The following is a 12,344-nucleotide window of genomic DNA, read 5'->3' on the forward strand; positions in this document are numbered from 1 at the left end:
GTGCCACTGCTTTCAACCCATCTAGAAGCCCTGACATTGTCCGGGCCGAGTAGGAGCTACGGATGAGGCTAAGTAGCATCCTGCCTGGGGACCTCTTAATCGGGGAGGCGTTGCTAGCTTGTACCGTGTGCTGGGGAAGACTGGGCTTCGTGTCTCGAGTGCTGGGGTGGGCCTCTGGCAGGCCGGCTCCCGGCTATGGGGGACGCGTGGAGAGCAGTTACGAGAGGTCAGGGAGGCCATACTGCATGCTTTGGAGCTCGGGGTTAACCTGTTTGATACCGCTGAACTCTACGGCGGTGGGGCCTCGGAGCGCCTGCTGGGCGAGGCGTTGCACGAGGCAGGCGAGGACGCGGTCGTGACTACGAAGGTGGCCGGGTTCCGCACAACCGTGGACTCTATAATGAAGGCTGCCGAGGCTAGCCGGAGGAGGCTAGGCCGGGCGCCGGACATACTCCTGCATCACTGGCCACCGCCGTTCTACGTGGATATCTGCCGGGTGGTACGGGGCCTAGAGGAGGCGGTGGAGAGGGGCCTAGCCGGGTACATAGGGGTCTCTAATTACCCTCAACCGCTCCTAGCCAGGGCCATGGAGTGTACGAGGCGCTACGAGATAGCAGTGAACCAGGTACACTATAGCCTCGGGTACAGGGTCGTCGAGAACAGGCTTAAGCCCTTCATGGACCGGCATGGTGTAGCGCTGCAGGCGTGGAGCCCGCTCGACAAGGGTGCTCTCGCCGGCAAGACCAGGGCCGACAACCTGGCTCGGCGCCTCGACCCCGTCTTCCGGGCTGTCGCCCGCGATGAGGAGCTGCAGCGGGTTCTCGGGGAGGCTGCGGAGAGGCTAGGAGTCTCCAAGGCGGTAGTAGCGGTGGCGTGGCTAACGGCTAAGGGGGCTTTTCCCCTCGTGGGCGTCAGGCGGAGGAGCCATGCCGAAGCCGTGGCCGAGGCCGCGCGGCTAGAGCTGCCGAGCAGCATCGTCGAGGCGCTGGACCGGGCTAGCGAGCACTACCGTACACGCTGGGGTACATGCTACAATGAGCTAGGCTGGAGCCGTGTTGTGCCCGGTCCGCTGCAGGCACTGCTGTTCCGCTACCTGTTGCGGGGTATATAGCGGGGCTCGGCTCCCCGCTTCCGGTCACCGCCCCTCCTGGGGGCTCCCTCCTTCCAAGCCTCGCCATAGCCCCAGGGGACCACCCACGTCAGGGTCGTATTCTATTTCTTACAATTCTACATCTGGCCGGCGGCGTGTCTACTCCATGCGGAAGAGGGTTCTGGCATGTCCCTACTCTTCCTTTGGCGCTATCCGCTTCTCAGCTTCCTTCAGCGCCTTCTCGGCGTCTCCTACCGCCCAGCCTAGGCCTAGCTTCTCGAGCGTCTCGGGGAGAGGTATGCCATAGGTTGTGTGGTAGCCGCGCTGGCGGTAGTACTCCCTTATCGCCTCTTCTAGGTCGCGCCAGTCCTGGGCCGCCTTCTCGCCCTTCATTGGGCCCTCGGGGACTGGCTCCATCCACCGCTTTGGCGCCGTGTCGCCCTCGGGGACCCTGCCGGCTAGCGCCGCGTGTATCCTTGCGAGGGCTTCGGCCCTCCAGCCGACCAGCACGAGCTCCTCCGGCGTGGTCTCGAAGCCTGTGACTGCGCTGTATAGCTTGGCGACCTCTTCGCGGGTGTATGGGAGGAAGCTGCACAGCCCCATGCTATCCAGCAGTACCTTCCAGTCCCTGTCAGCTATCAGGCTTTTCACCATCTCGGCTGCTGGGCCGCGGCTCGGCGGCTGGTGGGGCCTCGGCCAGCCCCGGAGATGACTAGCACCCACGTCGGCTGTGGCGTAGCTCACTACTAGGCCGCGGCGGCCACGCGGGTCCCAGGCCGCTGCCTCGAGACCCTTCACGTGGACTGCCCGGTCGGAGCCGCGGCCGAGGATGCGGGAGGCCTTCTCCACGCCCTCGGCTAGCACCGCGCCTATTCCACGGCGCTCCGCGACTAGCCGGGCTAGCTCTCGTACCGCCTCCGGGCTGCCGAACCTGGGCTCGTTCTCCATGCCTGTTAGCTCGCCCCTCTGCACTAGGCCCTCCTCGTAGAGCTCCATGAGCCAGGACGCTGCCTCGCCGAAGCTTATACTGTCTAGGCCCAGGTTGTTGACCAGCCACTCCGTGTAGAGCACCTCGTCTACGTCGAGGACGCCGGGTGCTAGGCCGAGCATAGCGAGGTTCTCGTACTCGGGCTTAACCACTATGTGCTCGAGCCCTTTCTTCTTGGGCGCGGCGAGCTTGCTGCACTTTATCGGGCAGCCCCAGCCCCAGAGGACGCCGGCATACTTCTTGTAGACGCTGCGTGGCGTCTCGCGCTCGAGTACTGTATCGCCGCCTAGCTTCTTGGCCTCCTCTGGGGGAAGCCAGGGCCTCTTCCAGTGCCAGCCCGGACACATGCTTAGCCTGCTACAGACGGAGACGCCGTCATTCGTGCCGTAGCGGGCCCAGCTCCGGGTAGGCTCGTCGTCCCGTATGCGCTTGTAGACCTCGAGGTAGAGCCGCCTCCACTCGCCTGGCCGGGCCCTCTCGGGGACGCGGTTGCCCCAGACAGCTACCGCCTTCAGCCCCATCGAGCCCATGACCGCGCCGAGGCCGCAGCGGCCCGCAGCCCGGAACCCGTCAACCATTATGTTGGCGTAGCGTACAAGCCGCTCCCCAGCAGGGCCTATCGCCGCTACGCTGGCACCCTGTCTGGTTTCTCTCCGAATAGCTTCCACGACTTCTACCGCGCCGCTGCCCCATAGGTGCCGGGCTGGCCTCACCTCGACCTCGCCGTTCTCCACATAGATGTAGACGGGCTCGTCGGAGCTGCCGCTGATCACGAGGGCGTCGAAGCCAGCTAGGCGGAGTTTGCCTGCGAACACCTGGCCAGCGTAGGTGTCGCAGAGGATGCTCGTCAAAGGACTCTTAGCCAGGAATCCTGTCTTGGAGGCTCCCGGGGCGTGAGCTGCCAGCGCTCCCGCCGCGATGATTAGCTTGTTCTCGCGGGGGTCGAGCGGCTCAGCGCTTGGCGCTATAAGCTGGTAGCCGAGTAGGTAGAGCAGCCCCTTACCGCCCAGGAAGAGCCTAGCGGTATCCTGGTCTAGCTCCTTGACGCTGACCCGGCCCGAGGAGAGGTCGATGAACGCTATCCGGCCAGCATATCCTGGGACACTCAGGGCGGAGCACCCGCGAAGCAGGGAGAACTAGGCGGGAGGGGCTTCAAAACGTGATAGGTGCTACTACCTCTAGGGGTACGCCCCGTAACGGGGCTACATGAGTCTGATTCCCAGCATCTTCTCTAGAAGCTTCACTATGTCGTCTCTTGCAAGCTTCTCCCGTAGAGGCGATTCTACCTTCTCGCCGCGCTGCGCCCGCTCGCCACGCTCCCTGAACGATGGAACCACCTTTTCCAGCTCATCCCTGGTAAGCACACCCTCGTACTTCTCCTGGTACACCGTCTTACCGCCGACCACGTAGGCTAGCAGAGTAGTGGGCGACGCTAGGACGCGGTGCTCCCGGAAGCTCGCGGAGGCAGCCGGAGACGAGCAGCGGTGTGTAAACCAGTCGCAGAGCACTATTACGAAGTGGTAGCCCTCCAGCTCCCTGCCCACAGTCTCGACGAACGGGTGCCAGTACTCGTCGTAGCTCCTACACGCCTTACACCTGGTATTGCCGAAGTAGACTACGTAGACGCCGTCCCCTAGCTCGCCAAGCTGGAAAGCTCCACCCTCCACCCGGTAGAGCCGCCACACGCCACGCTCTCGATCGTAGACGTAGATCCCGTTCCGGCTCCCCGCGCCAACCCTCTTAACTACGACCTCTCCTGAGCCTCCCTTACTTTTCCTCATTAGCTCGCGAGCCTTCTTCTCCAGCAGTTTCTCGAGTTCCTCGTCCCTCAGCTCCACGCCGCGGGCACCCGTTGTACCCTGGGAGCTAGAGGCGGGTACTAGTAAGCACTTGCCCATATGCCGGAAGGCTGCCCAAGGAAGGCCCTATGCTTCTAGCCCTAGTGTTCTCGCCCACTCCGCCCACTTAGCCGTGCAGAGCGTCTCCGCCTCCGGTAGAGGCCGGGGGTGCCTAGTCGGCACTGGGTCTAGGGCAGTTAGACAGTACATGTCCATGGCTAGCTTCTCTTGTGGCTCCCAGTCTCCCTCCAGCACACCACGGCCAAGAAGCCGCTTGACTGCCTCCTTGTACCTTGGGTGTACCGGCCTCGGCTTCGCCTTAGCTAGCGGGGTGCCGGGGAGGGGAAGGAAGGTGTGGAGCCGGAGACGGGCACCCATGTCGGCCAGCTTGTACATTATCTCGATTGTCGCTTCTACGTCCTCCTCAGTTTCCCCGGGGAGCCCAAAGATAAGATCCACTACAGCCTGGAAGCCGTAGCGGTGTATCAGCTCAACAGCCTCTAAGGCCTCTTCCACTGTGTGGCCTCGATCAACCGCATCGAGGAGCCTGTTGCTGCCCGATTGCAGGCCCACTGAGATGCGGCGGTTGGCTGCATAGCGCCGGACAATCTCGAGGACATCTGGAGTCACGTACTCTGGTCTTGCTTCGCTCGGAAAGCTGCCGAGGTAGGGCTCGCCGCCAGCCTCGCGGACGCTCCGTAGCAGCTCCTCGATAGCCTCGGGGTTGGGCTCGCCCGGCCTCCGAGCCATGTAGGCGAAGCCTATCGGGGCTACGAAGCGTATCCTCCTACGCCCTGCCGCCACGTACTCTCGTACAGCCTCCCCGACCCGCCCGGGGCTCCGGTAGCGCACACGAGCCTTGAAGAGCCAGGGCACCTGGCAGAACTTGCAGCTGTAGGGACAACCCCTCATTATCTCGATGGGCGGGTAGAGCCCATACCTACTGCTATACGGCCGGTAATCGTCCAGCTCGACCAGCTCTATACGGGTGACGCGGAACCCCTGGCCCGGCTCGCGATACGCTATGTTGGGCACGTCCTCTAGCTCCCGCTCGCCGAGGAAATGCTCCGAGAGACCCACGATAGCGTTCTCGCCGTCACCGACAACCGCTGCGTAGACCCCCATTCGCAGCAGCTGCCAGTAAGCACCCTCCGCATGGGGTCCACCTGCCACCACTGGATAGCGCCGCGAAACCCGGGAGATCTCCCCCATTAGCTCTAGGAAGACAGGTGTAGAGAGCCCATAGAGCACCACGGGCCGGAGCCCACTATCCTCTAGCTCCCGGGCCAGGGGCAGCGGGTCATCTTCCACGAAGACTAGATCCACGCTCCGGCCGAGGAGCCCACTATCCTCTAGAGCCGAGGCCAGGTGGGCGAAAGCGTTACGAGCACCGTACATCACACGCGCTATGAACACGACCCGCCGCGCTACCACAGCTCCAGCAACCCCCATAGCAGCCGTGGCAGAGTCAGCAGAAACGCCGAGACCCTCTACACCTCGGCCCGCCTGCCACTCCCAAGTGAACGCTGAGTAAAACCATGCAGTACTATTATCGTGTCTCCTTATCTTCACTCTCCTCGAGACCCAGCGGAAACCAGCTACTAAGCTATTCCACGGTTATCGTAGCTGTGCCAATGCTGCCTGGTATGAGGCTCTTAGTGCTGCTGACGGGTAGCCTGGCTTGACTAGGTGTTCCCAGGGCCGCTCGGCCTGCGGGCCGTGGGTGTAGCTGTCAAGGTCTACTCCTAGTCTCCGGGCGGCAGTCCATAGCTGGCCTAGGCGGCCGCCGAGCCGGGCCCATTCCGCGACTAGCTCTGCTACTCTCCCGTCGCCACGGGCGATTACCGCCTGGGCGTAGGCGTAGCGGTAGCTTAGCGCGTCTATGCTGAGTACTTTGCTCTGGGTCCGCCGGAGTATCCGGACCCGGCGTTCGTAGGCCTTGCGATCTATGAGGGGGAGGTACTGGAGGGGGGTCCAGGGCTTGGGTACGAGGGGGTTTACTGTGACCCGTATCGCGTCGCGGGCTGGGGGCGCGCGGCGGCTAAGCCGGCGTAGCTGCTCCGCGTAATCCTCTACGTCGCTGTCCGTCTCGCCGGGGAGGCCGAGCATAAGGTATAGCTTTATGTGCATTCTCCGCCGCCACGCCCACTCTGCTATCTCCTCAACCCTATCCATCATTATGCATTTGCCTATAGCGCGGCACAGCCTGGGACTGAGAGTCTCCGGGGCCACAGTGACTACACGCTGGCCCACGGCATTGAGTAGCTCTATCCGATTCTCGGTGAGGAGGTCGGCGCGTAAGCTACCTATCGTCGCCTCCAGGCCTTCGCCTATAACCCACTCCAGTAGCTTGTCGGCAGAGGGGTGGTCGAAAAAGCTGAGCGCATAGAAGGCGACCCTCCTCACCCTGTTAGCCTCCACACCCTGCCCTATCAACTGCTGGAGCCGCCAGAGGCTTCGGTGTCTGATTGGGAGGAGGAAATGGGCCTCCATGCAGAACCTGCACATGTGAGGGCAGCCGCGGCTGACTTCAACTATGTAGGCTTCTCCCCAGGGTTCGCCGCTGCCGGGTACCCGGAACTGGAGCGTGGAGTGGAAAGCCTCGTCGAGGTTCCAGGTGACTGCCTTCTCTACTGGCTCACTGCAACCTGGCACTAGGAAGCCACGGCTGCAAGCGAGTTCTTCAACCGCCTCTCCACCATCAGTATAGAGCTGCTCGGCTAACCTGGGTACTGTCTCTTCTGCCTCGCCGACGAGGACCAGGTCAGCCAACTCTAGTGCTACGGCTGGGTTCATGCTGGGGACAGGGCCCCCAACAACCACAAGAGGATGTTCCTTGCGTCTCCTCTCCCGCCGGAGTGCTGGTATGCCAGCCGCCTCCAACATGCGGGCCATAGTCACGTAGTCTAGCTCGTAGCTGACCGGGACGAGCACCAGGTCGAACCTGTTGAGGTGTGTGCCCGTCTCTAGGCTCTGTGGAGGTGGCTCCTCACCGGCCATCGATGCCGCCACGAAGCGCTCGGCCTGGACATAGTCGAGGCTATTGAGCATGTAGTAGAGGTTCTGGTAGGCTAAGCTAGCCACAGCCGCACTATACACCGCCGGGTACAACAACGCTACACGGAGACAGCCCCGGCAGCGCTTCACCACAACCCCGTGCTCTCTAGGCTTACTGCCCTGCCGCTGAGTCATGGCAGTTCGAACCCTACGAGCACTACGTCATACAGCATGACATAGGCTCACGGCTGACACAACTAATATCTACATCACATCCATTAACATCGTACAACAACGTGTAGCCTAATGTAGCTCCACTTTTTAGCTGTTATCGTTCTGGCAGTGCTCGTCGCCATAAAGAGCAGCATAGAAGGGATACAACATCTCTACAGCCAGCTAGATGTATGCAAAACACCTTGTACTTAGGTCCCTGTATGTACGCGTGGACATAGAGGGTCTGGCGATGGGAGTCTACCCCAGTAGTAGTGTGCCCGAGCGTAGCATCCTCCACGACAGCTGACTGCTACCGGGCAGCTTCTGCACCTGCCTGGTGTCTGGTTGATTAGCCTGTTTAGGGGGTGCTTCTGTAGCTTCTCCCAGGCGTCTCGCAGACCGTCTCTCAGCACGTCCGCGACTACTACTCCTAGCACGTCGCAGAACACTACTTTGCCGCTCGGGGTTATATCCATGACATTCCAGTCCCGGCAGTTGCTGTAGGTTAGGTGTCTCGCCCAGGGTAGGGCCGCTGTGAACGGGGCACACCAGACTGCTACTGTTATGCCTAGCTGGCTGGCCGTCTCCTCGGCCTGGCGGAGCGCCTCTAGGAACTCTCTCTGGGAGACGTTTGTCCGCGTCCCCAGAGCCCTCCCCGTGGGCATCGAGGGTATCACTGAGATGCTGGAGGCGCCTAGCTCTACTGCCGTTCTTATCGCCTCGCCGACGCGGCTGTAGTTGAGCCGGGAGACCGGGATGTTCACGTGGAAGCTTAGCCCCTGGCGCCGGACGGTCTCGAGGCCCTTTAGGAATCTGGCCCAGGAGCCAGGGCCCTTGGCTTTCTCGTAGACGTCGCGGGGCCCGTCAAGGCTCGTTAGGAGGGATGTTTCTAGACGGGCCAGCCTAGCGGCCCTATCCTCAGTCATGAGGGTCATGTTGGTAAAGAGGCTTGTCTCTATGCCCCGGTCGCGTGCAGCCCCGATTATCTCGAATATGTCTCTGCGCAGTAGCGGCTCGCCACCGGTAAAGTTGATGTAGCCTACTCCTAGCTCTGCTGCCTCGCCTATTATGCGGAGGGCCTCGCTGGTGGGGAGCGGCTTCTCGGCCTGGTAGCGCGTAGCATAGCAATAGGGGCAGCGCAGATTACACGCCGGAGTTACTATCCATATGAGCCATTCCGGCCCCTCTGCAGCCATAGTGCCACTCACCATGCACAACATGTAGCCGTGTGTAGGCTGCCAACCCGGCACCCAAGAGGCAGCTGCCACGACGCCTAGGCCCGGAGCTTGTAGCCGCCGCTGGCGGCCAAGGCCTATAGCATGGCTGCTGAGGCTCTGGGCCCCAGGGTGTCTTCGAGGCCAGCCTACGGTACTACAGTATTCCCCTCATAGGGTTTTATCCGGAGGCAGCAAACGCGCTAGCTTCATGGCTCCAGTTCCCGGCAATCAAGAAACCAGCACACCTCTATGGTGTTCCCCTTGTAGAACTAGGAGAGCTGGTTCCATGCCGCTTGCAGGACTTTGGCCTGGAGCTTAGGAGCCTAAATGACGAGCTTTTCGTCTTCTATCCGGCGGCTCTTCGTTCCCAGTATGTCTGCGTCTATCTCCTCACCGCCGTAGAGCACAGCCTTCTTCTTGCCCAGGGCGAGGGCTGCAGCTATCCTGCCCACGGCATCAGCCTTCATTATCCCGCTGCCGCTTGTCCCCGCCGCGACGACTAAGCCGGGCTCGCTGAAGACCACAGGCTGCCCGTCTATCGATATGTCGTAGAAACCCGCCCAGGCCGCAGCGGGCCGGGCACCATTGAACGCTGGGAGGTAGCTGCGTAGGATGGGGTAGACCCCGTAGGTGTAGTAGGGCTCCTCGGGCTGGGGATCCGGCTCCCAGGCGAAGGGCCTACCGAGGTGGTCAGAGGCGCCTACCCAGAACGCGTTCTCCTCGGGGGCTGGGCGTACGTACACCCCCTTGGGCAGGAGGATGAACGGCATTACGCCGTACGGATTAAAGCCCTCTGCGTGAAGAAGCCTCTGGAGCCCAGGAGTATTGGCGCGGAGCACGAAGACCTGCCTCTTCTTCGGCTTGGCGTGAACATCTACGCCTATCGGGTCGAGGAGCATGGGCGACTCGGCGCCAGCAGCTATTATCGTCACGTCTGCCCGTATCTCGCCATGTTGAGTGACGGCGCCGGCTACTCGGGCCCGCTGCCAGGGGAGGGGCTCATAGGCTAGGCCAAGAGGCTCCTCGGGCTCTACTATGAGCCGCTCGACCCGGGTGTTGTAGATGGTCTCGACCCCCATTTCCCTTATCCTAGTGTGGTAGTACTCGACGAGCCTCTCCGGCCTCATTATCCCAGCGTTCTCGGCGAGGATACCGACCTCTATGTCCTCGAGCCCCATGAGCTCCGCCTCCTCATCACCCCGAACACGCGTCCGTAGCCCCAGTCTCTCCTCTAACTCCCCGGCGTCAATGACCCGGTAGCCTAGGCCGCGGCGCCGCAGCTCCTGGAGCACCGGCTCCAGCGCCCCATACTTCTCCTCGCTGAGGAGAAAGAGGTAGCCGATGAACTTCATGCCAAGGTCGAAGTTCTCCCTCTCCTGTATGCTCCGGTAGAACGCGATACTTGTGGCGGCGAGCGCCATGTTGGTACGCGAGTAGAAGAAGGCGCGGAAAGCCGCTGCACTCCTCCCCGTATCCCCGTGACCGGGGCCGGGGTGTTTGTCCACCAGGGCTATACTACAGCTGGGGCACTGCTGTTTCACGTGGAAGGCTGTTGCGAGGCCTATTACGCCGGCGCCCACGACTAGCACGTCTACCCTAGTCATAATCGCGCCTCCGGCACTAGGGGTCTGAGTCCAGCGAGGCTCTACGATGTCCATGTTGTGGCCGATGCACACCTGGAGATAACTGCTACTATGCGTGGTCTAGCGGTGGGCCAGCTATAAATATGGAATCCTGCTGAAGGCTCCTCGGGAGTGGCTAGGCCTTGGTCCCGCACGCAACTACCGGCGGTGGGCTCCTCGAGGCTCTAAGAAGCACTGTAGAGTTGAGGTTTCATGGCCGCGGCGGCCAGGGAGCTGTAACCGCGGCTACGCTCCTCGTCCGCGCCGCGCTGCTGGAGGGCAAGTGGGGCCAGGCTATCCCCAGCTTTGGAGCCGAGAGACGTGGAGCGCACGTGCTTGCATTCGCCCGTGTCGCCGAGAAGCCGGTGCCTATCCACAGTATGGTTCGGAGGCCTGACGTTGTTGTGGTACTTGATCCCTCGCTAATCCTGGTTGAAAAGAAGAAGGTACTGCATGGAGTCAAGCCAGGCGCAAAGATAGTGGCTAATCTCCCCGAGCCCGTGGACCTAGGAGACTCTAGCGCCAGGCTCTACTGGGTCAACGCTACCCGCATCGCCCAGGAATTAGGGCTGATTGTGGCAGGCTGGCCCGTGGTTAACACGGCTATGCTAGGAGCTCTCGCCAAGGCTACGGGTCTGGTCTCGATAGACTCTGTGGTTGAGGCCATCAAGGAGCATTGGAGCGGTCGACCGCGGGTAGCGGAGTTGAACGCTGAGGCCGCCCGCCGCGCCTACGCTGAGACCCGGGAAGCTGTAGCCAAGCCGGCGGAGGTGGCTCAGCCGTGACAAGAGCCGATAGGCCAGGCCTTGTGGCTCTAGCCGATCCCGCTGGCCATGTACTGCCGCTATCGCTCGCCGACAAGGGCTCGGCAGGGCGTACTGGGTTCTGGCGTACCCAGCGACCCGTACTGAACCCTGAGCGGTGCACTGGCTGCTTCATGTGCTGGCTATACTGCCCCGAGGACGTGATAGAGATGAAGGAGGGCGCTGGACCGCGTGGCCAGGCGATACCGGTGATCGACTACGAATACTGTAAGGGCTGCGGTGTCTGCGCCAACGTCTGCCCCGTCAAGGCTCTCGAAATGGTCGACGAGGAGAAGTTTCTACACGAGGAGGTAGTACAAAGGGAGGGTTGAGCAAGCCGTGCCCGTGCTCACAAGCATGAGGGGCAATGAAGCTGTAGCATACGCGGCTAAGCTGGCCCGCGTAGAGGTTGTAGCAGCATATCCGATAACACCACAGACTATCGTCGTGGAGAAAATCGATGAACTGATAGCAAGCGGCGAAATGAATGCTGAGATGATACATGTAGAGAGCGAGCATAGCGCACTCGCAGCAGCCTATGGTGCTGCCGCCGGCGGAGTGAGAGCCTTCACGGCTACTAGCAGCCATGGACTCGCCTACATGTATGAGATGCTCTGGTGGACAGCTGCTAGCCGCATACCCCTAGTAATGGCGATAATTACGAGGGCTCTAGGCCCACCCTGGAATATCCACGTAGAGCATGCAGACCTAATGAGTACCCGTGATACAGGATGGCTAATAGCCATGGCTGAGAACAACCAGGAGGCACTAGACCTGACACTAATGATGTTCCGTGTCACCGAGGACCCACGGGTCTACCTACCCGGCATAATCGGACTCGACGGCTTCATCCTCAGCCACACGGTGGAGCCGCTTGAGCTGCCCGACCAGGAAACTGTGGACGAGTTCCTGCCACCGCGCCGACAGCCCTACGTGATGGAGCCAGGCGAGCCTAAGGCAATGGGCAACCTGGTGCCAGACGAGTACTTCGAGGAACTCCGCATGGACATGCACCAGAGCCTTGCCAGGGCCCGCCAGGTCATTATGGAGGCTGGCCGCGAGTATGGTAGGCTCACGGGCAGGAGCTACGAAAGCCTCGTAGAGTGCTACCGCTGCAACGACGCCGACATAGTGATAGCTGGCATGGGCTCCTGGATGGGCGACGCCAAGATCACAGCCGACGTGCTCCGCGAGAAGGGACTACGCACTGGAGTCCTACGCTTACGCTGGGTGAGGCCCTTCCCCTGGGAGGAGATACGGGAAGCCGCCATGGGCAAGAAACTGTTGGTGGTGCTCGACCGTAGCGTCTCCTTCGGCCACGCTGGGCCACTCTTCCTAGAGATTAGCAGCGCCGTAGAGGCCAAGCCTAGCATGGTAGGCATCCTGGCTGGAGTCGGCGGAGTTGATATATCGTACGAGGACATAGCTAGGATGGTTGAGCACATCTACGAAATGGTTGAGGAGAGGGGCCGGGTCTACATACCGGCCTACTGGTACCACCTCGGCAAGTTCCACCCAATGCCCCCATACGAGTCCGTGTTTCTAGCGCCCGAACAAGCCCCTAAGGGTGAGTAAC

10 protein-coding genes are annotated in these 12,344 nt (G+C 61.6%); 4 read left to right on the forward strand and 6 right to left on the reverse strand.

What is annotated here, in order from left to right; all coding sequences use genetic code 11:
* Nucleotides 1-127: 127 nt before the first annotated feature.
* Nucleotides 128-1,111: an aldo/keto reductase gene (locus tag Pyrde_RS07305; protein WP_231656839.1), complete on the forward strand. Its 984-nt coding sequence runs from the start codon at nt 128-130 to the stop codon at nt 1,109-1,111.
* A gap of 171 nt (nt 1,112-1,282) precedes the next feature.
* On the opposite strand, the gene Pyrde_RS07310 is transcribed toward Pyrde_RS07305, so the two are convergent.
* The 6 genes from Pyrde_RS07310 to Pyrde_RS07335 form a co-directional block, all read right to left on the reverse strand.
* On the reverse strand, nt 1,283-3,208 hold the full coding sequence (locus Pyrde_RS07310; RefSeq protein ID WP_338050852.1) for an aldehyde ferredoxin oxidoreductase family protein: 1,926 nt from the start codon (nt 3,206-3,208) through the stop codon (nt 1,283-1,285).
* 72 nt (nt 3,209-3,280) lie between these two features.
* Nucleotides 3,281-3,916 carry a TlpA family protein disulfide reductase gene (locus Pyrde_RS07315; RefSeq protein ID WP_143522160.1) on the reverse strand — a complete coding sequence of 212 codons (636 nt, stop codon included), beginning with the start codon at nt 3,914-3,916 and terminating at the stop codon, nt 3,281-3,283.
* Nucleotides 3,917-4,003: 87 nt separating this feature from the next.
* Nucleotides 4,004-5,488: a TIGR04013 family B12-binding domain/radical SAM domain-containing protein gene (locus Pyrde_RS07320; RefSeq protein ID WP_231656709.1), complete on the reverse strand. Its 1,485-nt coding sequence runs from the start codon at nt 5,486-5,488 to the stop codon at nt 4,004-4,006.
* Between the two features lie 45 nt (nt 5,489-5,533).
* The gene (locus Pyrde_RS07325) at nt 5,534-7,108 is read right to left on the reverse strand and encodes a B12-binding domain-containing radical SAM protein (RefSeq protein ID WP_082419546.1); all 1,575 of its coding nucleotides are present in this window, start codon (nt 7,106-7,108) and stop codon (nt 5,534-5,536) included.
* 227 nt (nt 7,109-7,335) lie between these two features.
* A complete protein-coding gene (locus Pyrde_RS07330; protein WP_180385485.1) occupies nt 7,336-8,322 on the reverse strand; it encodes a radical SAM/SPASM domain-containing protein in 987 nt (328 codons plus the stop codon).
* 344 nt (nt 8,323-8,666) lie between these two features.
* Entirely contained in the window at nt 8,667-9,947 is a 1,281-nt protein-coding gene (locus Pyrde_RS07335) for an NAD(P)/FAD-dependent oxidoreductase (protein WP_055409511.1), read from the reverse strand.
* 161 nt (nt 9,948-10,108) lie between these two features.
* On the opposite strand from Pyrde_RS07335, the gene Pyrde_RS07340 reads away from it, so the two are divergent.
* From Pyrde_RS07340 to Pyrde_RS07350, 3 genes are read left to right on the forward strand one after another with little or no spacing between them, the layout of a single operon-like run.
* Nucleotides 10,109-10,750 (forward strand): 2-oxoacid:acceptor oxidoreductase family protein, encoded by a 642-nt coding sequence (locus tag Pyrde_RS07340; RefSeq protein WP_082419548.1) that lies wholly within the window; start codon nt 10,109-10,111, stop codon nt 10,748-10,750.
* Nucleotides 10,747-11,100: a 4Fe-4S binding protein gene (locus Pyrde_RS07345; protein WP_231656710.1), complete on the forward strand. Its 354-nt coding sequence runs from the start codon at nt 10,747-10,749 to the stop codon at nt 11,098-11,100. Before Pyrde_RS07340 ends, Pyrde_RS07345 begins: the two co-directional genes overlap by 4 nt.
* A 7-nt stretch (nt 11,101-11,107) precedes the next feature.
* Complete coding sequence (locus tag Pyrde_RS07350) at nt 11,108-12,343, forward strand: transketolase C-terminal domain-containing protein (protein WP_088171949.1); 1,236 nt, start codon at nt 11,108-11,110, stop codon at nt 12,341-12,343.
* Nucleotide 12,344: the final 1 nt, after the last annotated feature.

Source organism: Pyrodictium delaneyi, assembly GCF_001412615.1.
In the GTDB taxonomy this organism is placed as follows: domain Archaea; phylum Thermoproteota; class Thermoprotei_A; order Sulfolobales; family Pyrodictiaceae; genus Pyrodictium; species Pyrodictium delaneyi.

Excerpts from the sequence above, each read along its gene's own strand:
- Pyrde_RS07325 (WP_082419546.1), bottom strand. The coding sequence starts at position 7,108 with ATGACTCAGCGGCAGGGCAGTAAGCCTAGAGAGCACGGGGTTGTGGTG.
- Pyrde_RS07330 (WP_180385485.1), bottom strand. The coding sequence starts at position 8,322 with ATGGCTGCAGAGGGGCCGGAATGGCTCATATGGATAGTAACTCCGGCG.
- Pyrde_RS07335 (WP_055409511.1), bottom strand. The coding sequence starts at position 9,947 with ATGACTAGGGTAGACGTGCTAGTCGTGGGCGCCGGCGTAATAGGCCTC.